This window comes from Exiguobacterium sp. 9-2 (assembly GCF_036287235.1).
Classification (GTDB): domain Bacteria; phylum Bacillota; class Bacilli; order Exiguobacteriales; family Exiguobacteriaceae; genus Exiguobacterium_A.
This window is the reverse complement of sequence record NZ_CP142850.1, coordinates 168,777-195,684: the sequence shown is the minus strand read 5'-3', so window position 1 is coordinate 195,684 and position 26,908 is coordinate 168,777. Positions and strand designations below refer to the sequence as shown.

Annotated in this window: 28 protein-coding genes and 1 pseudogene; 10 read left to right on the top strand and 19 right to left on the bottom strand. The window is 47.6% G+C overall.

Translation table 11 applies throughout. The annotated features are described in order from the left end of the window. Positions 1-9: 9 nt before the first annotated feature. Positions 10-1,035, bottom strand: coding sequence for a ribitol-5-phosphate dehydrogenase (locus VJ374_RS01165; protein WP_308102242.1), 1,026 nt, complete (start codon positions 1,033-1,035; stop codon positions 10-12). Beyond that, positions 1,032-1,745, bottom strand: coding sequence for an IspD/TarI family cytidylyltransferase (locus VJ374_RS01160; RefSeq protein ID WP_290785888.1), 714 nt, complete (start codon positions 1,743-1,745; stop codon positions 1,032-1,034). Before VJ374_RS01160 ends, VJ374_RS01165 begins: the two co-directional genes overlap by 4 nt. Before the next feature lie 316 nt (positions 1,746-2,061). Between VJ374_RS01160 and VJ374_RS01155 the strand changes: the two genes are divergently transcribed. The 3 genes from VJ374_RS01155 (at position 2,062) to VJ374_RS01145 (ending at position 6,211) form a co-directional block, all read left to right on the top strand. Then, complete coding sequence (locus tag VJ374_RS01155) at positions 2,062-3,807, top strand: CDP-glycerol glycerophosphotransferase family protein (protein ID WP_329469794.1); 1,746 nt, start codon at positions 2,062-2,064, stop codon at positions 3,805-3,807. Positions 3,808-3,836: 29 nt separating this feature from the next. Beyond that, positions 3,837-4,865, top strand: coding sequence for an acyltransferase family protein (locus tag VJ374_RS01150; RefSeq protein ID WP_329469792.1), 1,029 nt, complete (start codon positions 3,837-3,839; stop codon positions 4,863-4,865). A gap of 149 nt (positions 4,866-5,014) precedes the next feature. Further along, the gene (locus tag VJ374_RS01145; RefSeq protein ID WP_056064497.1) at positions 5,015-6,211 is read left to right on the top strand and encodes an MFS transporter; all 1,197 of its coding nucleotides are present in this window, start codon (positions 5,015-5,017) and stop codon (positions 6,209-6,211) included. Positions 6,212-6,290: 79 nt separating this feature from the next. Here VJ374_RS01145 and VJ374_RS01140 read toward each other — a convergent pair whose 3' ends face one another. The 3 genes from VJ374_RS01140 to VJ374_RS01130 all read right to left on the bottom strand — a co-directional run bounded on the left by VJ374_RS01140 (position 6,291) and on the right by VJ374_RS01130 (position 7,789). Next, positions 6,291-6,590, bottom strand: coding sequence for a hypothetical protein (locus tag VJ374_RS01140; RefSeq protein WP_329469789.1), 300 nt, complete (start codon positions 6,588-6,590; stop codon positions 6,291-6,293). A gap of 67 nt (positions 6,591-6,657) precedes the next feature. Then, the gene (locus VJ374_RS01135; protein WP_056064504.1) at positions 6,658-7,110 is read right to left on the bottom strand and encodes a DUF4385 domain-containing protein; all 453 of its coding nucleotides are present in this window, start codon (positions 7,108-7,110) and stop codon (positions 6,658-6,660) included. A gap of 49 nt (positions 7,111-7,159) precedes the next feature. Further along, positions 7,160-7,789: a TetR/AcrR family transcriptional regulator gene (locus VJ374_RS01130; protein ID WP_290756060.1), complete on the bottom strand. Its 630-nt coding sequence runs from the start codon at positions 7,787-7,789 to the stop codon at positions 7,160-7,162. 108 nt (positions 7,790-7,897) lie between these two features. On the opposite strand from VJ374_RS01130, the gene kynU reads away from it, so the two are divergent. Genes kynU through kynB form a run of 4 tightly spaced genes read left to right on the top strand, consistent with a single transcriptional unit; the run spans position 7,898 to position 12,065 of the window. After that, the gene (kynU, locus tag VJ374_RS01125; RefSeq protein ID WP_035411535.1) at positions 7,898-9,175 is read left to right on the top strand and encodes a kynureninase; all 1,278 of its coding nucleotides are present in this window, start codon (positions 7,898-7,900) and stop codon (positions 9,173-9,175) included. A gap of 10 nt (positions 9,176-9,185) precedes the next feature. Then, a complete protein-coding gene (locus VJ374_RS01120) occupies positions 9,186-10,565 on the top strand; it encodes an amino acid permease (protein WP_035411537.1) in 1,380 nt (459 codons plus the stop codon). Positions 10,566-10,588: 23 nt separating this feature from the next. Next, the gene (gene kynA / locus VJ374_RS01115; protein WP_329469787.1) at positions 10,589-11,428 is read left to right on the top strand and encodes a tryptophan 2,3-dioxygenase; all 840 of its coding nucleotides are present in this window, start codon (positions 10,589-10,591) and stop codon (positions 11,426-11,428) included. A gap of 13 nt (positions 11,429-11,441) precedes the next feature. Then, entirely contained in the window at positions 11,442-12,065 is a 624-nt protein-coding gene (kynB, locus tag VJ374_RS01110) for an arylformamidase (protein WP_308102250.1), read from the top strand. Between the two features lie 37 nt (positions 12,066-12,102). Here kynB and VJ374_RS01105 read toward each other — a convergent pair whose 3' ends face one another. The 3 genes from VJ374_RS01105 to cydD form a co-directional block, all read right to left on the bottom strand. Then, positions 12,103-12,741 carry a cyclase gene (locus VJ374_RS01105; protein ID WP_308102251.1) on the bottom strand — a complete coding sequence of 213 codons (639 nt, stop codon included), beginning with the start codon at positions 12,739-12,741 and terminating at the stop codon, positions 12,103-12,105. Positions 12,742-12,865: 124 nt separating this feature from the next. Next, on the bottom strand, positions 12,866-14,575 hold the full coding sequence (gene cydC / locus VJ374_RS01100) for a thiol reductant ABC exporter subunit CydC (protein ID WP_308102252.1): 1,710 nt from the start codon (positions 14,573-14,575) through the stop codon (positions 12,866-12,868). Further along, on the bottom strand, positions 14,572-16,302 hold the full coding sequence (cydD, locus tag VJ374_RS01095; protein ID WP_308102253.1) for a thiol reductant ABC exporter subunit CydD: 1,731 nt from the start codon (positions 16,300-16,302) through the stop codon (positions 14,572-14,574). The genes cydC and cydD overlap by 4 nt, the downstream gene beginning before the upstream one ends. Positions 16,303-16,510: 208 nt before the next feature. On the opposite strand from cydD, the gene VJ374_RS01090 reads away from it, so the two are divergent. After that, complete coding sequence (locus VJ374_RS01090) at positions 16,511-16,996, top strand: Rrf2 family transcriptional regulator (RefSeq protein ID WP_308102254.1); 486 nt, start codon at positions 16,511-16,513, stop codon at positions 16,994-16,996. Positions 16,997-17,018: 22 nt separating this feature from the next. Next, positions 17,019-17,387 carry a nuclear transport factor 2 family protein gene (locus tag VJ374_RS01085; protein WP_308102255.1) on the top strand — a complete coding sequence of 123 codons (369 nt, stop codon included), beginning with the start codon at positions 17,019-17,021 and terminating at the stop codon, positions 17,385-17,387. A 272-nt stretch (positions 17,388-17,659) separates the two neighbouring features. Here VJ374_RS01085 and VJ374_RS01080 read toward each other — a convergent pair whose 3' ends face one another. Beyond that, positions 17,660-17,827 carry a hypothetical protein gene (locus VJ374_RS01080; RefSeq protein WP_155960196.1) on the bottom strand — a complete coding sequence of 56 codons (168 nt, stop codon included), beginning with the start codon at positions 17,825-17,827 and terminating at the stop codon, positions 17,660-17,662. Positions 17,828-17,910: 83 nt separating this feature from the next. Further along, a complete protein-coding gene (gene ypfJ, locus VJ374_RS01075; RefSeq protein ID WP_056064528.1) occupies positions 17,911-18,753 on the bottom strand; it encodes a KPN_02809 family neutral zinc metallopeptidase in 843 nt (280 codons plus the stop codon). 193 nt (positions 18,754-18,946) lie between these two features. Here ypfJ and VJ374_RS01070 point away from each other — a divergent pair, with 193 nt between their 5' ends. Next, positions 18,947-20,065 carry a glycosyltransferase family 4 protein gene (locus VJ374_RS01070; protein WP_308102256.1) on the top strand — a complete coding sequence of 373 codons (1,119 nt, stop codon included), beginning with the start codon at positions 18,947-18,949 and terminating at the stop codon, positions 20,063-20,065. 60 nt (positions 20,066-20,125) lie between these two features. On the opposite strand, the pseudogene VJ374_RS01065 reads toward VJ374_RS01070, so the two are convergent. The 9 genes and pseudogenes from VJ374_RS01065 to VJ374_RS01025 all read right to left on the bottom strand — a co-directional run bounded on the left by VJ374_RS01065 (position 20,126) and on the right by VJ374_RS01025 (position 26,908). After that, a pseudogene (locus VJ374_RS01065) lies at positions 20,126-20,707 on the bottom strand (peroxiredoxin-like family protein). Between the two features lie 118 nt (positions 20,708-20,825). Further along, entirely contained in the window at positions 20,826-21,893 is a 1,068-nt protein-coding gene (locus VJ374_RS01060) for a YcjF family protein (RefSeq protein WP_056064534.1), read from the bottom strand. Between the two features lie 97 nt (positions 21,894-21,990). Further along, entirely contained in the window at positions 21,991-22,473 is a 483-nt protein-coding gene (locus tag VJ374_RS01055; protein ID WP_308102257.1) for a GNAT family N-acetyltransferase, read from the bottom strand. Between the two features lie 65 nt (positions 22,474-22,538). After that, a complete protein-coding gene (locus VJ374_RS01050) occupies positions 22,539-23,894 on the bottom strand; it encodes a DUF4179 domain-containing protein (RefSeq protein ID WP_329469780.1) in 1,356 nt (451 codons plus the stop codon). Beyond that, complete coding sequence (locus VJ374_RS01045; protein WP_312452036.1) at positions 23,869-24,411, bottom strand: sigma-70 family RNA polymerase sigma factor; 543 nt, start codon at positions 24,409-24,411, stop codon at positions 23,869-23,871. The genes VJ374_RS01050 and VJ374_RS01045 overlap by 26 nt, the downstream gene beginning before the upstream one ends. 102 nt (positions 24,412-24,513) lie before the next feature. Next, complete coding sequence (locus tag VJ374_RS01040) at positions 24,514-24,951, bottom strand: GNAT family N-acetyltransferase (protein ID WP_374120248.1); 438 nt, start codon at positions 24,949-24,951, stop codon at positions 24,514-24,516. 107 nt (positions 24,952-25,058) lie between these two features. After that, entirely contained in the window at positions 25,059-25,760 is a 702-nt protein-coding gene (locus tag VJ374_RS01035) for a YjjG family noncanonical pyrimidine nucleotidase (RefSeq protein WP_329469776.1), read from the bottom strand. 2 nt (positions 25,761-25,762) lie between these two features. Beyond that, positions 25,763-26,233, bottom strand: coding sequence for a DMT family transporter (locus tag VJ374_RS01030; RefSeq protein WP_035411580.1), 471 nt, complete (start codon positions 26,231-26,233; stop codon positions 25,763-25,765). 12 nt (positions 26,234-26,245) lie between these two features. Then, positions 26,246-26,908 (bottom strand): Crp/Fnr family transcriptional regulator, encoded by a 663-nt coding sequence (locus VJ374_RS01025; protein ID WP_056064548.1) that lies wholly within the window; start codon positions 26,906-26,908, stop codon positions 26,246-26,248.

Genomic DNA, 26,908 nt, shown 5'->3' with positions numbered 1-26,908 from the left:
CGCATATCATCACATGCACCATTCCATGACCGTCTTTCCGAAGCGATTCGTTAAATCGTTTTCAAACGCTTTATGAATATCTTCGATTTGTCGGATTTGGAATACGCCCGAAACCAGATTCGATAGATAGGCTGGAATGTCCGGATGAGTTTGATACAATTCCATCGTCCGTGCGAAATCAGCCGGTGTACTTCGACTTGATCCGTAGACACGCAGTCCTTTTTCAAGAATCATCCGCGTGTTGATCGCGACGGCATCTTCTGACACACCGAGCAAAGCCATCGTGCCTTCTGGAATAATGTAATCGATCATCTGATTGATCGCATATTGGCTACCGATTCCACCGACGCATTCGAAACCGTGGTTGAAGGAGACATCAGCTGGAATCTGGTCGATGTGATATGTCTCGTCCGCAAACGAGAAGTAGTCGAGCTTCGACTGGGTTTTACCGAAGACGAGTAGTTTTGCTTCCGGATATAATTTACGCAACAAAAGTGCCGTGATGAAACCAAGATTTCCATCTCCCCAAACACCGAACGTCTCACGGCGCGGGTGCGCAATCTTTTCAAAGCGAGTCAAGGCATGGACCGATACACTGACAAGTTCAGTGAATGCCGCGACCTCAGGATCAAGATCGACCGGTACCTCAACAAGGCGATCCGCTTTCAAGAACACATAGTCTTGCATATAGCCGTCATATCCACTCGAACGAAAACGACTCGTGCGCAGATAGTTTTCACCGATGATATCATCATCTTCTGTCGGTGTATTCGGTACCATCGCGACGAGTGTTCCCCTCTTGAATGTACCGCTTGGATCATGGACGACTTTTCCGATTCCCTCATGAATCATCGCCATCGGTAATTTTTTCGCCAATACTTCCGCACTACGACTACCTGTGAAATAGCGTTGATCGGCGTGACAAATCGATAAATATGTTGGACGTACGACGACACGATCGGTATTCAAAGACCGCTCATCATACGTCACTTCGATCTGACGCGGGGCGACGAGTTGATAGACTTGATTAATCATTGATGAATCCGCTCCTTCAAGATAGCATTTGCGATCCGTAGGTCATATGGTGTCGTCACTTTAATGTTGAACAGTTCTCCTGTGACGAGCGCCACATCTTCTCCTTTCAGAAGAAGAATCTTACACGCATCCGTCAAAATCGCCCGTTCTTCCGTTGAAAGCGACCCATAATGCGATTTTAACTTCGTGATTTGGAAGCTTTGTGGCGTTTGTCCTTGGTACATTTGATCCCGTACTGGAATATCCGTGATCGTTTTGCCGTTCGTTGACGCGACGATCGTATCAATTGCAGAAATGACCGTATCACATGAACCGAATTCTTGCGCCGCTTCAATGTTTTCCTTGATGATGCGGTGCGTCAGGAACGGACGGACGGCGTCGTGTGTGACGATGATGTCTTCTTCAGATAGACCGTTTTTCTCTTCAATCCAGTTCACCGCTGCCATGATTGATTCATTTCGATCTTGTCCACCCGGTGTAATGACAAGACGGTCATCTTTTCCGATGTATTTTTCCAAAATATCGCGTGTATAGTTAATCCAAGCAGTCGGTGTGACGATGATGATGCGGTCAAAATCTTCATGTAACAAAAATTTTTCTACTGTATGGACGATGATCGGACGTTCTCCGATCGATAAGAATTGTTTCGGGCGATCGACATTCCCCATTCGTGTTCCTTTTCCTCCAGCTAAAATGGCTGCATAAATCATCTTCTGACGCAGTGTCTCGTTACCTATTCCGCACGAGACGACCTGCTTCCCTCCCTTATGAAATAATCGTATGTCGGTTTTCTCTCCCTATCGTTCAGGGTATCTGTAATGATCCAGTCTGTATTAAACTGTTATTTTACAAAAACACAAAAAAATAAAGAAATTCCTATTAATTTTAATGTCTCACGATATAATGAGTGGTGATTTCTAGTTTCACTATACTATGTTCAACTGCATTTTAAAATTTTATCGTTATTGTGTAAATGTAATGTAATTATTCGAGCGAGGAGAGATGGTTTTGACAGAAGAGACACTTATGCCTACTTTACATGCCGAGGTCACCTACTTGGAATTAGCCGGAACGACGTTTCGTTTCGAAGCACGTTTAAGCGGATTGACTGATTTTTTGCACGCCGAACAAACATTATTTGAAAATTCTATATCGCATCAAACTGATTCCGAGGAACCGGTCGACGACTATATTCAGTCTGAACCTGTTGAAGTATCGGTACCACTCGAACGTGCCATCGTTTTTCGGAACAAACGAAATAAACGGACGTTCATCTGCCGATTTCCATTTGAAGGAGACTGGACGGAAGAGTCCTTTACAGGCGAATTAAATTTGAACCACATTACACCAACGGGTCGTCCGTTGCCGATGGGTTATTTTGATGCTTTTTTCGCCATCGTGCAAGGAAAGACGATCTTACATGAAGCGCCTTTTGGTGATACACGTTCACTCATTCCTATCGCTTACCGCGTTGATACGAAACATAGTAACGCGTTGATCTTACTTGAGTACGAACTTGTCGTGCAGTATTCACAATACAGCAACTCTTTAGGTTTCCATTCCCTGAAAAAAGGCGAATCGAAACGTTTAGTTCAAGTCATCGATCGGTATAAGAAATGGAAGAAAAACATGAAAAAGCGGGCGTTCAAGTTCCGCCGTTTTACGTTCAAGGCGATTTATAACGTCACGAAATGGACCCAACCGATCCAAGAGAATAAAGTCATCCTCGCTTCCGACTCACGAAGCGATATTAGTGGTAACTTCGCCTATATCTTGGATGAAGTCGAGCGGCGCAATCTCAATCTCGACGTGAAGACGTTCTTCAAACCGAATCTCCAGTCTCGCCGTGATTGGCGTGATAAGTTTGCGCTGCCGTATCACTTAGCGACAGCAAAGACGATTCTTGTCGATGATTTCTATCCGATGATCTATCCGTTGAATATTCGTAAAGGTAGTGACCTCGTTCAAGTCTGGCATGCCGTTGGCGCTTTCAAGACGTTCGGTTACAGTCGCCTCGGAAAACCAGGTGGTCCAAGTGCGAACTCGCTCAGTCACCGGAACTACACGAAAGCGATCGTTAGCTCTCATAATGTCGCCCGTCATTACGCAGAAGGTTTTGGTTTACGGGAAGACCAAGTTATCGCGACCGGTATTCCTCGGACGGATATGTTCTTCGATCAACCGTTCATCGAGGAAGCGAAAGCACGTATTTATGAGGAATATCCAATCTTCAAACAAAAGAAAGTCATCATGTTTGCTCCGACATTCCGAGGAAATGGTGCGAAGAGTGCTTATTATGATTTTGATCAGCTGGATCTTGATGCATTGTATGAAGCACTTCATGAGGAGTATGTCTTTGTCCTAAAACTCCACCCGTTCATCCGTCGTCGGATGGAGATTCCTGAAGTCTATGCCGACTTCTTCCTTGATTTGACGGATCATCGTGAAATCAATGAATTGCTGTTCGTCTCAGACATTTTAATCACGGATTACTCATCGACGTGCTTCGAATTCTCCCTATTGAATCGACCGATGTTGTTCTTTGCGTACGATCTTGAAGACTATATCTCAAAACGCGATTTTTACTATGATTTTGAGGAATTCGTACCTGGTCCGATCGTCAAGACATCAGAAGAGTTGATTGAGCGAATTAAAAATCAAGACTTCGAAATGCACAACGTCAAAGCATTCGCGGAGTACTTCTTCGAGCATCAGGACGGGAAATCAAGTGCCCGGTTCGTCGATCAAATTCTGCTTGGTGAAAAAAAATGACTACTGCTATCAAACCAGTGACCGCTCCTATGTACGATCATTGGCTTGGAAACTATAAAGTGCTACTCATTTTCACGGTTGTCTTTGGTCACTTGATCGAGACGTTCCGTGACTTACCAGGAAATGATGTCGTCAAGATGGCGTATAACGTCATTTACCTGTTGCATATGCCAGCCTTTATCTTCATGAGTGGCTATTTCTTCAAACAAGCGCGACCACAACGAATCATCGCGTTCGTCGTTCTCTATTTTCTCTGGCAGTCGATTCACGAAATTTATTTATCTTACACGCAGGATGACTCCTTACGGGAAATGCTCGATGGATTACTTCATCCACTCGTTCCGAACTGGACGCTTTGGTATTTGCTCGGCATTATCATTTGGCAGACCGTCACACCGGCTTTTCTAGCGATGCGTTTTCCGCTGATCGTCAGTGTCTTATTCGCCTTATTGATCAACGCCAATCCAGATTCGATCACGAACTTCCTATCATTACAAAAAGTCGTCAGCTTTTATCCGTTCTTCTTGATGGGGTATCTCGTCAAGGAGCGTGGCTGGTTAACTGATACCGGCTGGCGAAAACAGATGACAGCACCGATCGGGCGGTTGACCGGACTGATCATCTCACTCTTGATTGCCGTCTTCATGATTCTCTGGACAAAAAACGGGTTTGACACGGTCTGGCTCTTTTACCGCGATACGTATGGTGAATTCGAAGTCCCGCTCCTCAAGGGAGTGGCAATCCAACTGTTTCTTTACGCCATCAGCACTATCATGATCTTCTCCGTTCTCCTGCTCGTACCGCATCGGTCGTTCGGTGAACGGTTCGACCAGATCGGAATTCAGACGCTCGCGATCTATTTGATCCACTCGTTCATCGTTCGTTTGTTCCGCGATTCGGTTCCACCAGCCATTACGGAGTCACCACTGTTATTGATTGGACTTTCTTTCTTACTCGCTACCGGATTCGTCTGGTTGCTGTCGAGTCGACCTATCGTGACGATTTTCCGACCGTTGCTGTCACCGAACGTCAAATGGTTATTCAAAAAAGAACAATAAGTCTGAACCGGCTCTATCCTTCTTGAAGGATAGAGTCTTTTTCAAATCATCGACTCGTCTACATTGACAGACGCTTTAGCTTGAATCTAAGATAATGAAGGTGAAACAAATAACCGCTTACAAAAAGCGGGTCGAAAGAAGGGGTCCCCTTGCACGCGGATCAACGAAAAAAATTAACGGTCCTCATGATCAATATGTTTATTGCGGTCGGGAGCTTCGGGATCATCATTCCGATTCTACCCGCTTACTTAGCGTCGATTGGACAAGGTGGAACGGCGGCTGGATTAATGATTGCCATCTTTGCCGGAGCACAGCTCGTCATGTCACCGATTGCTGGTAAATGGGCAGATCAATATGGTCGTCGTAAGATGATCATCTATGGATTGATCGGCTTGACGCTCTCGATGTTTGTCTTCTATTTCTCAAACTCTGTCACGGTTCTCTACATCTCGCGCGCAATCGGTGGTGCCGGTGCCGCCCTTCTGATTCCAGCGATTTTTGCTTACGTTGCGGACATCACGACGATGGATCAACGTGCAAAAGGAAACAGCTATGTCTCAGCTGCGATGTCACTCGGGATCGTCATCGGTCCAGGAATCGGTGGATTCCTTGCCGAGTATGACTTAAAATTGCCGTTGCTCATCTCAGCGATCGTCTCGGGTGCAGCTGTCTTATTCAGCGTCCTGTTACTTCAAGAAAGCGAACAACACGATGCAACAGCGATGGCACCAGATGAAGGGTCGATGCTTAAGAAACTGGGGACATCGTTTAAAAAACCGTACTTCGTACCGCTCGTCATTACACTCGTCATGAGCTTTGGTCTCATGGCATACGAATCGGTACTCGGTCTGTTCGTTGATGATCAATTCGGTGCTTCACCGAAGGACATCGCGATCATGGTGACGTCAACTGGAATCATCAGCGTCATTGCTCAAATCTTCATCGTCGATAAGTTATCCCGTAATTTAGGCGAAGGAAAGGTCCTGAACCTGTTCCTGTTCATCGCAGCACTCGGCTTCCTGTTGTCATTATTGACATCAAGTTACGGTGGATTCTTTGCGATTACCCTCGTCATCTTCCTTGCGACATCGATTTTACGCCCCGTCTTGAATACGATGATTTCAAAGCTCGCTGGTAATGAGCAAGGCTTTGCTATGGGAATGAACAATGCCTATATGAGCATCGGGAACGTGCTCGGACCAACGCTTGCCGGTGTACTGTATGACGTCAACATTCTCTATCCATTCGCACTTGGTCTGATCTTCCTCGTCGTGACGTTCATCGGATCGTTCATCTGGCAAAAACGTCAATCACGACTGATTGCCAAAGTCGAACAGAGTTCTTAAACGCATTAAAAATAGCCTCGATTGCTCCATCCCATCGGACAGAGCAGTCGAGGCTATTTCGTTTAACGATATTCGCACGTCATACGGATTGTTCCTCTGTTCCTGACACGAGCAGTTTCGCAACGATTTCTGTTAACAAGAAGACGAAGACGATTCCTGTAAAATCCAGCGTCAACCACGGTATCAGACCACAGCCGATCAAAAGTGTCCCAATCATTAACGGACGATATGACGAAAAGGATCGTCGCTTCGGACGGATACTTAAAAGGATGCTCACAATACCAAGCATGATAAGCCATATCAATGAAATATCATAGAAAAAGTGATCGACCAGTAAAAACAGACCAATCGGATACAGCGGAACCCACCAACGATTCATACCGAGGCCTCCCGTTTTCTTTTCAGTATCGCATGGTTTGAATGGATTCCCTTTATTTTGAAATGACTTATCCGTACTGCTTTTGATGCGCACGTTTAAGTTCAAGGTATTCTTCATCTGCCCGGATCAAATCCCATTTTTCTTGGAAGATAGCCGCAGATTTTGCTTTTTCTTCGTCGATCTCGCGCGTGTGCAATTCTTTGGTCTCTTTATCTTTATATTTACGCCCACCCTTATAGTTCGCGTAACGTCGTGCGCGCGTATGTCCCATCTGAATGAACTTCCGCGCCATATCCATACCGACGAAGTCTCCGTCTTCTTTATAAGCTAAATACATCTCATAAATTTTCTCGGAAGATTCCTTCGCGATGTCCGGCGTCTTAAAACGCCAATGCGGCAAGATCTCACTTTTATATGGTTCGACGAGCAAAACGCCTTGCTCTCCGCGTCCGACCCGGTACTTTTCCGGCTCCTTACGAAAATCCGTCGTCTTGAAATCGAGATCGTAATCAAACGCCATCCCGGTCACGCTCCCTTCTACTTTGAAACGTTCCCTTCCTGTCCGTTCATCAATCCTCGATCCGGTAGAGTCCTTGCGTATAAATCGTCGCTAAGACGTGTGCGATCTCTTCAATCGTCGCTGTTGCTTCTTCACGGACGACTTCGAATAAATACATCTCGTTCGCGAAGAACCAGCCACGGGCGACGAGCTTCGAATCGACATCTTGTCGCGCGAGTCCTGTCTCCTGAGCATATTGAATGTCCTGACTGATCCGATCAATGAAGCGTTCTCGAATCGCTTTCCATTTCGCACGGACGATGTAAGAGACGCCGATTGCTTGCTCAACGATCCGTAGCATCGCTCGTTCTTCTTCCGCGAGACGTAAGAAATCCGTAGCTTGCGTCACGATACGTTCCTTTGCCTCTAGCGACGTCGTCGGTTCAAATGTTCGTTCCGCAATCGCATGGAAGCGACTCATGACATCTTCCATCAGGACGACGAGCAACTCATCTTTCCCTTCAAAATGCACGTAGGCTGTTCCGTAGCCGACGCCAGCTTGTTTGATCACTTGTGAAATCGTTGACGTTTGAAACCCTTGTTCTAAGAAGACGTCACGTGCCGCACTCAACAGTTTTTCGCGTGTCCGCACTGTGCGCAGATGCCGTTTATCGATTTTTTCTGGTTGAGAAGATGACATGTCCTTCACTCCTTTTGTTTTCTCTATTCGATAATATTGACACAATGTCAATTTGTTTGCTACGCTTTTGTCAAAATTGATTGAGTATTCATTTGAGGAGGATGACGTATGACATTACAAGCAAAACGGACGGATGCCGTTGCTCGGGACGATCAAGATGTATTGTCCACCTATCGTGATGAGTTTTATCTGCAACCGGGTAGTATCTATATGGACGGAAACTCGCTCGGTTTATTATCGAAGCGTGCCGAGAAGACGTTGCTCGAGTCGCTATCAGACTGGAAAGAACTCGGAATCGACGGCTGGATGAAAGGACGTCATCCTTGGTTCGAATTATCAGAACGTCTCGCTGCCCTCAACGCTCCGCTTGTCGGCGCACAAGCGGAAGAAGTCATGGTCACCGGTTCGACGACCGTCAATCTACATCAACTCGTCGCGACATTCTTCCAACCAACAGAAGGACGAGATAAGATTTTAGCGGATGCGCTGACGTTCCCGTCGGATATCTATGCTTTACAAAGTCAGCTTCGTTTACGCGGACTGGATCCGGAGACACATCTCGTCCAAGTACCAAGTCATGATGGTCGCTTTTTAGAGGAGGACGATATCATTGCCGCGATGACAGACGATATCGCTTTGATTGTCTTGCCGGCGGTGCTGTACCGAAGCGGACAGATTCTCGATATGGAGCGTTTAACGAAAGCGGCACACGACCGCGGCATCTTGATTGGTTTTGATGGCTGTCATTCCGTCGGAGCCGTTCCGCACGCTTTCCATGACTGGGGCGTCGACTTTGCTTACTGGTGTAATTACAAGCACTTGAACGGCGGTCCTGGAACAGTCGGTGGATTATTCGTCCACGAACGTCATTTCGGAACGTTGCCTGGGCTGACGGGCTGGTTCGGTTCGCGCAAGGACAAGCAGTTTGACATGGATCACACGATGACACCGGCCGCGCACGCAGGTGCCTTCCAGATTGGAACACCACACGTCTTAAGTCTCGCCCCACAAATCGGTGCGTTAGAGATGTTTGACGAAGTCGGTATTGAAGCCGTCCGAACGAAGTCACTCGCCCTGACGCAGTACATGATGGACCTTGTCGAGCAGGAACTCATACCGTACGGTTTCGTCATCGGAAATCCAATTGACGATAAACGCCGTGGGGCGCATCTCAGCCTCGAGCACCCGGAAGCGGCGCGGATCTGTAAAGCACTCAAGGAAAATCGGATCATCCCCGATTTCCGGGCACCGAACATTGTCCGTCTAGCACCCGTCGCGCTTTACAACACGTTTACCGATGTCTATGACGTCGTCGCGACACTTAAACGAATCATGGAAGATAAAGAATACGAACGTTTCGCGAATGAACGCGAAGTCGTTGCTTAAGGAGTACACCATGGAACAACCTACTGAACTACGGCGTGAACTCAAGACACGCCAACTCACGATGATTGCAATGGGCTGCGCGATCGGTACCGGTCTCTTCCTCGGAAGTGGGCTTGCAATCGGGCTTGCTGGACCGAGCGTTTTGATCAGTTACGCAGTCGGCGCCTTCATCGTCCTACTTTTAATGGGCTGTCTGGCTGAAATGACGGTCGCTCATCCGACATCTGGCTCGTTCGGTACGATTGCCGAACGATACATTAGTCCGTACGCGGGTTTTCTCGTCCGCTATTCGTACTGGATCGCAAACGTTCTCGCAATCGGCGTTGAAGTTAGTGCGATCGCCATCTATATGAAATACTGGTTCCCGGACGTTCCCGGGGTCGTCTGGATTCTCGTATTCGCTGCCGCGTTGATTTACATCAATGCTACGACAGTCAATACGTTCGCAACCTTTGAGTACTGGTTCTCGGTCATTAAGATTAGTGCCATCTTACTGTTCATCCTGCTTGGTGCTTACTTGGTCATCGGTAGTCCGAGCCCTGAGATCGGTCCACAAAACTTCACGAATGATGGTGGCTTCATGCCATTCGGCTTCTCGGGTCTCTGGATTGCGATCTTCATCTCCCTGTTCAGTTTCCTCGGAACGGAATTGATTGCTGTCACTGCCGGTGAAGCAAAGGACCCGGACGTTGCCGTACCGAAAGCATTGAAAGCGACAGTCTTCCGTCTCTCGACGTTTTATGTCGTCACGATTGCTTTAATGTTGATGATTGTCCCGTGGCAACAAGCAGGCGGCGTCGATCAAAGTCCGTTCGTCAAAGTAATGGAGATGCTATCAATTCCATATGCAGGCGGTATCATGAACTTCATCATCCTGACAGCAGCGCTCTCCGCGATGAACAGTCAGCTGTATGCTTCGACACGGATGATGTATTCATTATCCAAGGCAACGTATGCGCCAAAAGTATTTGGTCGTTTAAATCGAAAAGGTGTACCGCTCTTTGCACTCGCCTTATCAACACTCGGCATTTTTCTCGCAGCGATCATCAGCAGTCAGTCGAGCGTCTCTTATCCGTTCATGATGGGGATTTCGATGTTCGGGGCGATCTTCACGTGGTTCATGATTTTCATCTCCCATTTGTACTTCCGTAAAGCCTGGGAACGTGAAGGTGGACGGACATTACCGGTTCGGATGATGGGCTATCCGTATCTGACGGCCCTCGGTGCATTGTTGTTATTCGCACTCGTCCTGACGACATGGTTCACAGATTTCCAAATCGTCTTGAAGTTTGGTATACCGTGGTTAGTGTTCTTATCTATCGCCTATTTCTTCTGGAAACGGGCGCATCCAGAACAACTGAAGACCGCTGAAAAACGAAAACTGAATTAACTCGATAAAGGGGATGAATGGGAATGACAAAGACAGATCCTACGTCTATTGAAGCATCGATTCAAACGGATTTTAAGAAAGATATGTCCTACGGGGATTATTTGCAACTGGATCCATTGCTTACGAGTCAACATCGCTTATCGGGGCATCATGACGAGATGCTGTTCATCATCATTCATCAAACGAGCGAGCTATGGATGAAGCTGATCCTGCATGAGATGCGTGCAGCGACGCAAGCCGTTGCAAACGATGATCTCGAATCATCGTTTAAGATGCTCGCACGGATCTCAAAGATTCAGCACCAGTTGATTCAGTCGTGGAATGTCTTGTCGACCTTGACCCCTGCCGAATATCTGGAATTCCGTGACGCGCTCGGTCATTCGTCCGGTTTTCAGTCGTATCAAAACCGTCAAATCGAATTCGCGCTCGGTTTCAAGAATGAGCAGATGCTAAAAGTCTATGCACATGATGAAACACTCTATCCGATGATGCTCGAAGACTTGAAGACACCAAGCATCTACGATGAAACGATCCGGGCGATGGCGCGTCATGGACTACCGATCGACGAGTCCGTCCTTGAGCGTGATGTCACGGAAGACTGGACGCCGAATGCAAGTGTCGAGGCCGCTTGGGCAAGCGTCTATCGAGATGTCGAGCAATACTGGGATCTGTATGAACTCGGTGAAAAACTACTGGATATCGGAAGCCAGCAACAGATGTGGCGCTTTAACCATATGAGTACCGTCGAACGGATCATCGGACAAAAACCAGGAACGGGCGGTTCGTCTGGTGTCAGTTATCTACGGCGTGTGCTCGACCACCGGTTCTTCCCGGAACTGTGGTCGGTCCGCACGACATTATGAGGAGGATGAAACGATGACACGATGGATTGATGTTTCACAACCACTTGATCGTCACGTCACGACGTGGCCGGGGGATACACCGTTTGAAGCGACATTGACATGGAATAAGGCAGACACCGGTTCCGTTAACGTCGGCAAAGTTACGATGAGTCTGCATACCGGTACCCATGTCGACGCGCCGTTTCATTTTGATGATGCTGGACAAAAAATCATCGACCTGGATCCAAACCTCTATATCGGACATGCGCGTGTCATTTACTTACCAGGGCGTACAGAAATCACAGCCGCTGATTTAGATGGCTTTGAGCTAAATGACGTCCAGCGCTTGATCATCAAAACGGATGGTTGGATCGACAAATCGACTTTCCCAGAGACGATTCCTGTGTTGACACCAAGTCTTGCTGAACGTCTCGGAGAACTCGGGATTTCGCTGATTGGTCTTGACTTACCAAGCGTCGATGCGATTGATAGCAAGGAAATGGCAGCCCATCACGCACTGGCACAGCATGGAATCCATATCCTCGAAGGACTCGTCCTCGATGCGATCACGCCTGGTGATTACCACTTGAATGCCGTCCCGCTCCCGCTCGTCGACGGCGATGGTAGTCCCGTTCGCGCCTTACTTCGTCCATACTAAAAAATCCGTCCAGCAGCCTCTCTGCTGGACGGATTTTTTACTGATGTAGCGGTTCGAATAGACTGGCTTCGATCTGACGAATGACATGTCCGAGAACTGCAAGTGACGAATCGACCTCAAATCCTTGGTCTAGTGAATGATTCGCTCCTTCGATAACATCGATCATTAATTGTGATGTCCGACACGTTTCAAGTGCTGCCTCATCATAAAACTTATCGGCCGTGCCAATGACGATCAGTCCAGCTTGCGTCGATGTGGCGATTTGTTCGACCACTTCATTTAGGACGGGTGTTAAGAAAACGAAGCGCGCTGTCTGTAGACTCGGCTTAGCAAGTAACGCGGCAAGCGGAATCGTGCCTAACGATTTTGCGATAAACTGAACGTTTTCGTATGGATGCTTTGTCAGCACTTCCGAGACGACAGAGTCAACCCGGCGCGTCATGCAGGCATTTGATTCAGCGTCTGACATTGAAAATAGATCTTCTGTCACATAGTGAATGCAGATGACATCGATGCCTCGCGCGAGTAATGCCATTCGACTGTAGTAAAAGTATGGATGGTCGTATACGTACGATGCTCCCGAAATCAAGAAGCAGACCTGTTTGGATCCCATTTGAAAATGATCATATGAAACGGTCGTCTGATCGACGACGATGGATGATTGTGTGATATGCATGAAATCCCCCTACGTTTTTTCTAGACTTTACCATTTCAGAAGTAGACTGTCATGTCTTTTCAGTTTTTCCAAGGTAAATAAAAAAGGCAATGAACCTTACTTGATTCATTGCCTTCCATACTTTTTATCCAATCGGAGCAAACACCGACTGCTCGACTTGTTTTAACTCATAAAACGCCCCTTGTCGTGCCATCAATTCGGCATACGTTCCGACTTCGATGACGTGACCCTGATCCATGACGATGATTTGGTCCATCGCTTCAAGACCCGCTAAGCGGTGGCTGACGAGGACGAGTGTCGCGTCCATTGCTCGCGCAAACAGTCGCTTGAGAATCATCTGTTCCGTCAAAGCATCAACGGAGGACGTCGGTTCGTCAAGCAAGTAAAGCGATGCTTCTCGCAAGAGCACGCGGGCAATCGCTAGCCGCTGTTTTTCTCCTCCGGATAAGTTCTCTCCTTTTTCAAACACACGATCACTCAACTCGAATGTCGTTAATCCGACATCATCGAGTGCTTGTCGCATCGCTTCGTCCGTCGTTGCTTCGTTTGCGAGAAGTAGATTATCACGAAGTGTTCCATAAAAGTAGTGATTTTGTTGCAGGACGACATTCGCGTGCTGCCAGAGTCCTTCCGGATCAACCGTCTGACTGTCCTGTCCAGCAATCGTTAATCCGTCCGTCGGATACATCCGTAACATCAATTGAAGTAACGTGGATTTCCCGGAACCACTCGCTCCGACGATTGCCGTCTTCTTACCAGCCGGAATCGAAACAGTGACGTCACGTAAGACTGGACGGGGTGCATCAGGAAACGTAAACGTCAGCGCATTCGTTTCAAAGGACGGTGCCTGATCGAGGACGAACGGAGCGTACGTCGGCTCCTCTTGCTCAGTCACGACTTCATCGAGTCGTTTCGCAGCATGGCGGCTATCTTCAAAAAAGCCGGGTAAGATCGCCATCGGTGCCGCATTTTCAAAGACGGTCAGCGATGTCATGACGAGTAAAGCGAGGAAAACTCCCTCGAGTTGTCCGCTTGCGACGAGATAGGCACCCACACCGAGGACAAGCCAAGAGATGATCAACGTCACCATCGTATTTAAGGCCAGGTTCGAGACAGCGTGTAAACCATTACGTTTCTCTTCCTCGACATACCGTTTCGCGACGGCATTCAAGTCCTGTTCCTTTTGGTCGAGCTGTTGGTAAATCTTCAAATCACGATAGCCTTGGAATAACTCTGTCACTTCTGTCGACAAGTCACCACGTCGAACACGGACTGAACGGGCGAAGCGTTGTTCACGGTACGCGAACCATCCCGGAATCAAGAAACCGGTCAAAATTAAACCAAGCAACAGAATCCCGGCAATCGTCCATGAGAAGAAACTGACGAAAAAAATCGTACAGAAGAAAACGAGCAGTAACACGATCGGTGGATAGAGGACACGTAAGAACGTATTTTGTAGACTCTCGACATCCCCGACGATCCGCGCAAGTAAGTCACCACTGCGGTACTTACCAAAAATCCCTGGCGCAAGCGGCTCGAGACGACGGTAAAATGACGTTCGGATGTCACTAAGGATCGTAAACGTCGCCCGGTGCGAATAGTAACGTTCCGCATACCGACTGACGGCGCGCGTCAGACTCGACACTTTTTGCAGGGCGATCAAGACGGCGAGTGTCTGGATCGGTGGCAACAAGGCTGCCTTTGAAATCAGGTAACCACTTGCTGCGAATAAACCGACCGCTGTCACACCGGCGAGGACACCGAAGAAGATCGACCAGGCGATATCGCGTTTTTGATGCACCATCAACCGAAAGACTCCTAATAATTCCTTCATCGTGTTTCCTCCCCTCTCTGGACGCTACGCATCCGCGCATATTCCGAATCGCGACCAAGCAATTCATCATGGGTGCCACGATCGACGATTCGTCCGCCGTCGAGAACGACGATTTGATCCGATCGTTCAATCGTATGCAAACGGTGCGCGACAGTGATGACCGTTGCCGATTGTCCGAGTTGCTCAATCGCTTGTTGGAGCAGTCGCTCCGTTTTGACATCAAGTCCAGTCGTCGGTTCATCAAAGACGACGACGTTCGGTCGTTTCAAGAACGCTCGTGCTAACGCAACACGCTGTTTTTCGCCACCCGATAGACCGCGTCCACCTTCTCCGATCACCGTGTCGATCCCTTCAGGCAACGTCGCAATCAACTCCTCGAGCCCTGCCGCCTGCGCCGCTTCGAAAATCTCTTCCGGCGTCGCTTGACGAAGCTCACCAATCGCGATGTTTTCTGCCAGCGTTCCGGCATACAGATACGGATGTTGAGAAATGTAGCTCAACTGACGGAACCAGCTTGTTTCCTCCACCTGACCGCGCTCGGTTCCGTCGAGTAGAATCCGTCCTTCTTGTGGATTCGCGAGTCCGGCAATCAACTGCAAGACGGTCGATTTACCGGCCCCACTGCGACCGATCAACGCTACCTTTTGATACGGCTCAATCGTAAGCCCGATATCTTGCAAGGCAAAACGTCCTTCTTGGTACGTAAAGCCGACTTCATCCAAGACGATTTGTGGTGGACGATTCATCGTGAGTTCCGATTGACCGAATGCAACAGGACGATCGTCTGCCGTCAATTCGGCTGCGATTTGTTTCGCTGCTGCCACACTACCGCGTCCCGTGTGGAAAGCAGCCCCCATCTCTTTTAAGGCAAGATAGTATTCTGGTGCCAACACGAGCATCAAGAACGCTGGGATAAAGGTGATGCTTTGAAACAGAATCAAACGCAGACTGACTTCAAGTGCAATCATTCCCATGCTGAGCATCGAGACGAACTCAAGCATCAATGACGACAAGAAGGCGAGCTTCAAGACCGTTAATGTCGCATCTCGGAAATCGAGACTGCTTTTTTCGATGACGTCACGCTGTCGTTTCGCGCGACCGAATAACTTCAAGGTCGTCAGTCCTTGTAACGTATCGAGGAACGTTCCTGAGAATGCCGTCATCTTCTCGAGTTGAGCATCGGCCCGCTTTTGCGTCATGATGCCGATGATGATGTAAAACAACGGAATGAACGGCGCCGTGATCATCATGACAAGACCCGTGATCCAGTCATAGCTGAATGCCGCAATCAAGACCATCAAGGGAACGATCGTCGTCTGGACGACTTTCGGCAAATATTGACTATAGTAGCTGTCCATCTCGTCTACTGCATCGAGCAAGACACTGACCTTCTGTCCCGCTTGCCCTTGTAGCATCATCTCGACTGAGCGACTCGTATATTTCGCAACGAGTGCTTCCCGAAGCGCCTGCTTCATGTGTGCCGATAACGTCGTACCGAGACGACCGTTCCAATACGTCACAGCGACTCGGAGCAACAGCATCCCGAGAACGACGAGCAGTAAAGGAATGACGGCTTCAAACGGTTGTTCTTTTAGGAAAATGCGATCGACCGTCAACACGATGCCGTATGACTGACCGACGACCGCGACCCCCATTAAGAAAGCCGCAATGATGAATTGAATGAGAATACTACGTGGAATCTGGACGATTCCTTTTAATGGATTCATATACAAACGTCCTTTCACAAAGTGTGAACGACTTTTAGTGAATATTTTCACATATCGTACATTTAGTATACCGAATCCGGAACGGGGATGCTATGCAGATGCTGTCGAAAAGGTGTGACGGTTTTGTGAGAGCATATCATTCGACAATTTTTCATCATCGAACTATTATGGATATACATTATCCACGTTTAACGAAAGGAGTCTTTCTATGCAAATGAAAACAGGAGTCGAGCAATCCGTTTATGCGATGTTGCTCTTAACCTTCCTGCCGGAGCGCGCCGTTTTGTCCGGTGAGTTCATTAGTCAGCAACTCGGTGCTTCACCGACCTATTTCCAAAAGCTCTTACGAAAACTCGTTCAGGCGGATCTGTTGTATTCCGTACCTGGTGTCAAAGGGGGCTTTCGCTTGCGACGTCCGGCAGAAGAAATTCAAATCTTCGATGTCTATCAAGCCATTGAGGGCAAACAGACATTGTACGCGTCAAGTGGTGTCTTTGAAGATTTGATGGGGATTCAGGAACAGGAGATCGGTCTGCTCTCGAATCTGATGACAGAGGCAGAAGATGCTTGGCAATCGACGTTGAAGCGCGAATCAATCGGCTCGATCCGTCAAGCAATCGATACCTCCTGTCCACCGGAACATTTAGAACGGTTGCATGCGTTAATCACAGATCGGATGATGACACTTTTTTAATGAACAGAAAGAGGTTTTTACTATGGTATTGAATCGTTATTTCGACTTATTCGACGCGTCACGCACGGACGCACAAGCGTTCGAGGATCTCGTTTCCTTGTTTACGACAGACATCACGTTCGTTCTGAACGGACAACCAAAGCACGGCATCGACGCCTGGAAACAATTCGTCCGTCATGTGTTCACGGCGAATCAGGATATTAAGCACATGTACGCCGGCTGGGAAGAAACAACACCAGGAACGTATGAAACACGCTGGGCAGTTTGCGGAAAACGGGCAGACGGTAGCGTCTTCACGCAGGACGGAAAAGATATCGCACGTCTCGATGAAAACGGACGGATCACTTACCTGGAGAACGTTCCAGATGATCCGACGATGTTCCGTTCATAAGATTGCTTTTAAATAGCGAAAGAGGCTGACTCAAAAAAGAATGACGCGTCTTTTCACCCCCTTTCCTCAGGCGAGACACAAGCCAGTTTTCCTGCTTCATTCAAGCAGGAAAGCGGGTCTTATTTGTCTCTGGCAGCGCATAATGCGCTTTTTCCTGTAGGAGTGGCGTGTGACGCGTCATTCTTTTTTTTACGAAATAAGGGTGGCAGATCATCATTCTGCCACCCTTATCTTTGTAGAGGACGACATGTGAGTCAGCCCCTTTTTGGTATTTAACGTTTCAGTACAAGCCGTTTCAATAAATAGCCCGTGATGACGAGTAACGACGCAATCGCGATATAAACCATGTAGACCAACAAGTTTGGCGCAAATCGTGACACGATGTACGTCAATACGACGACAGCCGTATACAGCAACAAAAATAGACTGATGTGCTTCAACTTCGACACTCCCCTTTGAATCCTTCTCTCTTCTTTACGGAAACGACTGGAAAATGTTTCAAAAGGTATGTCTTTACTTCGTTTTATAGATTCTTCGCTTTGAATGTGTCTCCACCTTCGATCGTGCCGTTATCAAAGCCTTTTTGGAACCAACGCTCTCGTTGCGCCGATGTGCCGTGAGTGAAACTTTCCGGTACGACATATCCTTGTCCTTTCTCTTGTAACGTATCGTCCCCAACAGCATTGGCTGCTGTCAACGCTTCTTCAAGATCGCCTTCTTCGAGCAAGTTTTCTCCTTGCGCGTGATGCGCCCATACGCCGGCATAATAATCTGCCTGTAGCTCGAATCGAACGAGGTATTTATTGAACTTCTCCTCACTCATTTGCTTTCGAAGTGGCATGATCTCATCCGATTTTCCAAGTAACGTCTGGACATGATGCCCTACTTCATGCGCAATGACATACGCCATCGCAAAATCGCCCGGTGCTCCGTATTTCGTCTGCAGTTCATCATAAAAGCTTAAATCAATGTATAATTTCTGATCACCGGGACAGTAAAAGGGACCGACGGACTTCCCTGCTTGTCCGCAAGCCGAACTAACTTGATCCGTATATAAGACGAGTGTCGGTTTTTTATAGGTCTTACCATCTTCTTTAAATTCTTTCGTCCAGACTCGTTCCGTATCGGCCAAGACGACGGAGACGAAGTCCGCTGCTTCTTTTTCCTGCGCTGTTTCCTCATACGTCGTATTTTGCTGATCCCCACCGGTTAAGTCTCCGAGTAGTTCAGTTGGATTACCGCCCATCAAAGTGATGACGATCAGCAGGATGATCCCGACACCACCGCCGATACCGGCGATTCCTTTCCCACCCATTCCCCGCCGGTCCTCGACGTTCGAACTCCGTTCTCTTCCCTTCCATTTCATGCGCTTTCCTCCTACCCGTTTCGTTATTGTTCTTTACCCAAAAGCTTTTATACGTAACGCTTCAGGACATCATGGATGAAACAGAAGTCTATTGATTTGATGCATTTTCTAGGAATATCCTTCTACTTTAGAGAAGATTATTAGCAGAACCGATCTTTCGGATCCAATTTTTTCTACGCAAAGGAGGTACGACATGAAACCTCATCTACTTTTTTTATCTTGGCGTGATGCTCGACATCCACAAGCCGGAGAAGCTGAAACTTTTATTCATGAAATGTTGCGGCGTGTCAGTACTACCTACCGAGTTACCCATTTGTCTGTCTCATTCAAGGGCGGATCACCGACGGAGTATCGAGATGGTATCACTTACCTCCGTTATGGTACGACAGCTTCTCTTATTCCATATGCACTTTATTATTACTGGTCTTATGCTAAAACGATTGATTTAGTTCTGGATCATTTGAATGGGTTTCATTTCTTCACACCACTTTATGTTCCACGTCATAAACGAACTTTATTTCTTTATCAATTGATTCGTGAGCGTTGGTCGACGACACTTGTTTTTCCTTTTTCAAAGCTTGGCGAATGGACAGAGACTCGACGGTTAAGCTGGTATAAAGATAGTCATGCCTTGACTGTCAGCCCCTCTGTTGTAGATGAACTACAAAGTGCTGGTTTTACTAACAGTCATATCACGATGTTGCCGCCAGGACTTTCCTTTTCCCCGTGGTCTGAACAGGAATGGGAGTTAAAAGAACATGTTCCAACCTTTCTATATATCAACCGTCTGAACGAAAAAGAACTTCAAGATACGATTGGGGCATTCCTCATGGTCCAACGTGAGTTTCCTGAGACACGCCTCTGGCTGATTGGTATTCGTAACAGCTCTCATCTTTTGCAATACCTTACACTTCCCCTTCCTAAAGAAGTGAAGGATGCTATCACATATTACGATTCAGTCACTGAAACAGAAACGCGCCGCATGATGAGTCGTGCCACCGCTCTCCTTTTCCCTTCCATACGTGAAGGCGTAGGTTTTTCTATTATTGAAGCGGCGGCGGTCGGAACACCATCCATCGTATATGATGCTCCTGGTGTACGAGACGCCGTTCAGTACGGCATGACAGGCTACATGGCTAAAAACAAAACACCTGGTGCACTCGCTGCCGAAATGCGAGCTTGCTTCCGAGATCCAGAGGAGTACGAAGCCATTCGCATCTCCGCTCATCATTTTGCACGGGCAATGGATTGGCAACAGACTGATCTCAAATTTCAAGAATGGCTGAGACGAGTACTTCTTGATACAAAATAAAGGGAAACTTCAAACGGTCTGACTTCTCCCAACAAGTAGAGAGAAGCCAGACCGTTTAAGTCAATCTTCATACTTTTTATTCTGTTCAAGGTTTTGGAGGATGTGTTCTGGATCAACGCGTTTCGTATAATCGGACGGCACTTCTACGAAACGAATCACACCATTCGTATCAATGATAAACGTCGCCGGTTTCGGTAACTGCCAATCCTCATTTCCATTGTGCTTCGCTACATCAAGTCCCGATGCTTTGTAAATCTCAATCAAATAATCTGGCAAGTCGAACACCAAATCAAATTGACGGGATACATGTAAATCAACGTCACTTAAGACAGGGAAACTTAACGCATTCTTATTCGCCGTTTGCTCAGCAAAATCAGCTGTCTCCGGACTAATTGCAATGACAGTCGCTCTTTGAGCGCGGATTCGGTCGATTTACCGTTCGTACGCGCGAAGCTCGAGATTGCAGTACGGACACCAGCCACCCCGGTAGAACGTTAAGATAACAGGACCTTGCTCGAGTAATGTCTCGATTGCGACTGGTTCTCCAGATACATTGGGTAATGTAAAGTGTGGGATTGTGTCACCGACACCTAGACCTTGTACGACTCCAGAAGCAGCCAGTTCAGCTGTCGCTTCCGCCATCAACCGTTGTTTCTCAGCAGGTGCCTTTTGTCGGAATTTCGATTGATATTGTTTGATTTCTTCGAGTAGTCGTGTCATATGTTCTCCCCCTTCATTGCTGTATGGAATAGCAAGGAGATTACTCGTTTGTCTCTTCTGACGACTCCTCCGCCTTCTTTCGGAATCGTTTGACGAACCCCATTAGTTGTTCCGGTGTTAATTCGAGCTTATTCTCATAGACATATTTCGTTCCGTATCCGAGTGCAAGGGTGGCGGTCGAAGCGACTCCCGCAGCAATGACGGCACCATATCCCGGAACCAGTTTCGCTATTTGTCGAAAAGCCGTCTTTCCGGAGTTTCCGACGATTGTCACGACAAGCAACTCTTTGGCACTCTCCTTGGATAACTGCCGTTCATACAGATTTGATAACTTGAGCATCAAGCCGATTTGAATTGAAGTCAACGGAATGATATCAGCTCCTGGAAACGGGACAGCACCGATCGCACCAGCAGCTGTTCCGGCACCCACGATCCAATTGTTGGCGATCTTCCCGCGAACGGTCGGATCCATCTGGCGAACGAACACATTATCCTTGTCGAACTTTTTTAAGATATCGAGGACCTCCCGGCGGAGCCGATCAATATTCGTTCCTTCTCGTGCTGATACGGGAATGATTTTTGGTCCTGGTAGTTTTTCTGCAATATGGCGAACGATCGTGTCGACATCATCCGTCGCATCCATCTTCGTGACAACGATCAAGACATTTTGGTTATGTTGATAGATTTTCTGGAAATTCTTCGTCTCTGTCTCAGACAAGACAGTACCTGCCGCATTTAAAAAATAAAGGATGACATCGGCACTTTGATAATACGTCCATGTCGCTTCCGAGTTCTGTGTATTGGCATCATTTAGTCCCGGTGTATCGACAAAGATGACTTTATCTTCCGGATGTTGCCTTACTTGATCGATGCGGACCGTTTCACCTGGGCGTGCTCCGACCGTTGCGACTTCGCGACCAAGAATTGCGTTCAAGGTCGAGGATTTTCCCGCATTGACATCTCCGATCAGAGCAACCGTCACGTCCTGCTCCAACGATTGATTAAAATCCCGGCGCTCCGATTCAAACGACTGATCAAAGATTTCCTCCAGTTTGCGTTTCCGCTTTTGTTGATTGGTCTCAAGTCCCTCACCAAAAAAATCATCCATCGTGATCCCTCCCCTTCTTTTGCTGTCTGTCTTTTCCCGTTATCCCTTGCTTTCAACACAAAGAAGGCAAGGGAACATTGCGTCCACTTGCCGAATTTTAGAGATATGTGCTGCGTCGCTCGAGCAATACCGTATCGCGCCATCTGCCTCCGAGCCGACCAATTCGCTCCCGGCGACCAACTTCGCGAAAATTAAAACGTTCATGAAGGCGCAGACTCGCATGATTTTCCGGAAAGACTTGCGATTGCAGGGTCCAGATGCCTGCTGCTTCACTTGTTGCAATGACGTCTTCCATCAAGCGAGTGCCGACACCTTTACCGCGTGCTTCTTCTGCAATATAAAGACTGATTTCAGCGACACCAGCGTATGCTGGAATCGAAGAAAATGGACTCAACGCAACCCAGCCGAGCAGTTGCTCGCCTTCAATCGCAACGAGACGACTGTGTTCATGGTGATGCCTCGTCCATTCTTCGTACGGTAATGCTTCCGTGCGAAACGTCGCGTTCTCCGTCTTTATTCCTTGTTCGTAGATCCGAACGACTTCTGGGTAATCTTCCGCTGTCATTTGACGTATTTCCATTTCATCAGACTCCTTTGTTGCTCACATGCTGATTCTAGTTCGACAGCATGTCAGGAGTCTCCTGTTTAATCGACGGTGAACAGAATCGGTTTCAAGTCGATTGGTGTGTTCGTCATGATATTCGAGTAACCTGTCTCCAGATAAAATTCGTCAATGGATGCCATTTGTGAAGCTGATAACGTAAACGTTGCTCGGAATTGCTTTTGGTTCGCATCTCGTACCGTGATGTGTGGTTTGATTTCACGCCCATCCGGTGGTTCGTTTCCTTGAATCAAGAACATGCTTCTCACTGCATCCAATTTAATGTTTGATAACATTTCGACTGCATTCGTTTCAAAATCGACGATTACTTGAGAGTCCGTAATCTTAATGTTTTGTGTCGTCATTTTTAACGGATGTGTTGGATTCTGCTCCGCGTAAGGTAACGATGTCGTCAATGGAATAAACGTTGTTTTAGGTGTAATGCTTAATTGAGGATGCAATGTGTATGCCCCACTCGGAATCACATAGTTGCCTAGACTAAGCCGTGACGTATCGGTTCGCTCGGATGAAGTATTCGTATGGCTTACTAAGGCTGTACTTTCTGACCAATTGTGAATGACTTCTTTCCCACTATCATCAAACAATGAAAATATGATTCGGTAATCATATGACTTCGGATAAACCGCCGTATAATCAAACGTCGTACTTGCCTGTCCTTTTGTCATCTGTTTCAATGTGACATCAACTGCATAATCAGGATTCTTCACCGTCGTATTAAACGTCTGTTCAATCGCTTGCAATCGTTTGACCGGAACCTCGAATTGCCAGTTTCCGTCTAGACCAAACATTTCCGAAATCACGAGTGGCACCTGCATGGAATCACTTAATTTCTGTAAGCCGACATCATATTCGATTCGTGCTTTCCATACCTTACCGTCCTGTTTGAAATGTGCCAGTTCTTGATTTTCAGTACCTTCGAATCGTTTATCCCCTTTGAACACTTCATAAAAAGCAGCTCGTTTCGTTTCGTTGACGTCTGGTACACCAGTTGCCGTCAGGTTCATCCCGATCGTCGTACCATCATAGTAGGCGTCGACGACCTTGATCGTAATGCCTTGATCGGTTACCGTCTGATCAATTGTTGTTGCGAGCTGTTTCTTCTCGATTTCAGTTCCGACTGTCCCCTGTTCTGTAAAGGGACGATACAGTCCACCAATCAACGGAACGTGTGACATCGCGGAAGCAAACGGTGGGACGATGAATGTCGTTACGAACAACGATGCTGCAAGACCGGCAATAGCTACGTATTGTTTCCGGCGCGGACGTACGTGTTGTCGTTCCGCTACGCCTTGCGTAATTCCTTGACGAATTCGATCTTGTAACGCGTTCGTCGGTACGGGAATTTTTTCGTAGTCATTTTGTAGATCGTGCTGTGCCATAATCCATTCCTCCTAACTGTATTTTTAACTCTTCGCGTCCTCGTTTTAAATAGGTCTTCACCGTATTAAGGGTGATCCCGATGAAGCTTGCAATCTCTTTCATCGGAATATCATGAAAATAGAAAAGAACTAAGACATCCCGGTATTCTTTTCGCAGATGCGATAACGCGTGCACGAGATCGAGGTGTTCGTCTCGCGATCGGTCTTCCTGTACCGGAACATGAAGTAAGATATCATCTGTTGGTTGTTGTTTTTCCAACGCGCGGTAACAATTACGGATCAGAATTTTCGTGATCCACGTCACGAAATGTTTCGGTTCCTTCACTTGTTCGATCGAGATGAACGCTTTATAAACTGTCTCTTGTACGACGTCTAAGGCATCGTGTTCGTTCTTCACATAAAGATATGCTGTTCGGTAGAGTTGTTCGCTATGTAGGAGCACCAATTGCTCGAACGCCGCTTCATCGTGCTTCATCGCACGGCGGACAAGTGTCGTGTGCTCGTTTCGTAAGTCCATCGTGTTCCCTCCCTTTACTTATTAGAGCATGACGAGTCACAAAAAGTTTCAAAAAATATCCAAAAGAAAAGGACTCTTGCGTTTCAAGAGTCCTTCCATCCTTCAAATGTCTAATCGTACTGCCATTTCCCGACCGAATCGGTCCCCGTGGTCGATGAAGCCGAGACTCGCATACAGACTGTGCGCCGCCTGATTATCCGGTCGATAGCCGACGACGATTCGTTTCGCTGCAGGTAACATTCGCATCTCTTCAATCAGGGCTTGCATCGCTAATCGCCCGATACCGTTCCCTTGCTGCGCCTGATCAATCATGATGCGGTATATCCAGTAACCGTCGAGTTCTTCTAGTTCCGTGTTGTACATCACAAAACCAACAACCGTATCGTCCATCATAATCGCCCGAAGGACAAGGCTTGGTTCGAACTTCGCTTGCGCGATCGAATAGACATTCGCTTCCATGAAGTCCTGCTGTTCTGCTGTCAGCGTCAGCTCACAACAAGCTTCCCAATTTTCTGCTGTTACCGGTACGAGTTGAATCATGTTCATTTCCCCTTTTAATTAGACGGGAGTTGCCTCCAGCGTCTGTTGATCACATCGTTGCACGGTGATCGCCCCCTTTCCTTCTCTTTCCTATCGACTGATTTGATTCATTGTTGAAGGACTGCTGCGTTTTCAAGCACTGCAGGTAGTTCGGCTAAAGAGGTAATCGTAAACGTGGGCTTGATATCCGTTGCCGGCTTTCCTTCTGGATTAAACCAACATGTTGCGATACCAGCTTGATTGCCACCTGCAATATCAGCTGACAAGGAATCTCCGATAATGATTGTTCGCGCCGGGTCGAATTGTGGAATCTGCGCAAACACATGATCGAAAAATCCTGCCATCGGCTTTTGAAAACCTGTCTCTTCTGAAACGAAAATCGCTTTAAAGAAGTCCGTTAATCCGGCGCCATCAAGTCGCGCGCGTTGCGTCTTTGAAATCCCGTTCGTGACGACGTACATCTCGACGTTCCCTTCTAGTTGCTCTAACAGGGCAGTCGCACCCGGAATCAATTCCGTCCCTTGCGCGAGGTATCCGCGATGCGTTTCGTCAACTTCTCGTCCGTTGACTTCTCGTCCTTCTTCCGCAAAGAACGTCACGAATCGCGAGTGAATGACTTCCTCACGTGTCACTTCACCCCGTTCGAGTGCTCTCCAGAGCGCGTGATTGATTTCCTTGTAGCGCGCTTCTCGCTCAATCGTCCACGTTAGATCTTGTTGCTCGAGCAGGCGGCGAAAGGCAATCCGTTCCGTCGCTTCAAAATCAAGTAGTGTATGGTCAATATCGAATAATACTGTCGTATAAAACATCTTCAAGCTCCTTTACGTACTTGTCGTACAGTTGTTGTTTTCCCGCCCAGTTGAAATAACAGTACGCCCCCACCAATCAGCAACACACCGAGTGCTTTCGTCCACGTAAATGGAACGGCTTGTAACCCGAACCAACCGAGCGTATCCCACAGTAAGGCAAATAAGATTTGCGACACCATGACGATCGAAATCGCTCGACTTGGTCCGAGTTGTTGAACTCCTTGCGTCACACAGAGGACGACACCGACACCGATGATCCCACTGAACCAAAACCAAGTTTGCGCCTGTTCGAGTGCAAACAATTGTGACCCTTCGACGATCAAACCAATCGTCAGTGAAGCGAGGAACCCGAGTCCAAGGACTAGCGTCGTCGTCGCCCAAGCACCGACATGTTCTTTGACTTTTGCGTTAAACGTATTTTGAATACAAACGAGCATGCCCCCACAAAGAGCAAGGATGATTCCCGTAACCATGTCGCACCTCTTTCATTCGTAAATGCTTTCTCCAACGCGCTCCATCAATCCGTCTCGATCAATGATCTCAATCGTATGCTGCGTTCTGCGAATCAACCCATCGTCGACGAACTGACGTAAGACACGGTTGACATGACGGTAGCTCGTCCCGATCAAATCTGCCGCATCGACCAGTTCCTTACTCGCAAAAGCATCCGTATCAGGTGTCATCGACAGCAAATAACTGGCTAGCCGAACTTCTACCGGATACAGCAGATTGAAGCTGAGCGTATGCGATTTCAATTCAAACTTTTTCGTGATCGTCTCGAGTAAAAATAATAGAAAAGCAGAATGATGTACACGTGCCTCTTCCAAATCCGCATAGGCGATGCGTAAGACGGTTACTGGTGTCACTGCCTCAACCGTGTTCATCAAATCAATCTTTCGGACAAACTCAATATCGCCGACGAGATCAAACGGATGCTTGAAGGACAACACGAGACGTTTCCCCGTTGCCGACATATGCGTAATCTTCAATTTCCCTTCGACGAGCAGGTACAGTTCATGCGCAACATCGCCTTGTCGGCATAAAGCCTCACCCGGTGCGAACGTCTGGATGTGCATCGCCTTGCGTAGCGATACATCAAAGACATGCGTTAACTGATACCGTTCCAAATAGCTCACAATGTCCGTCAC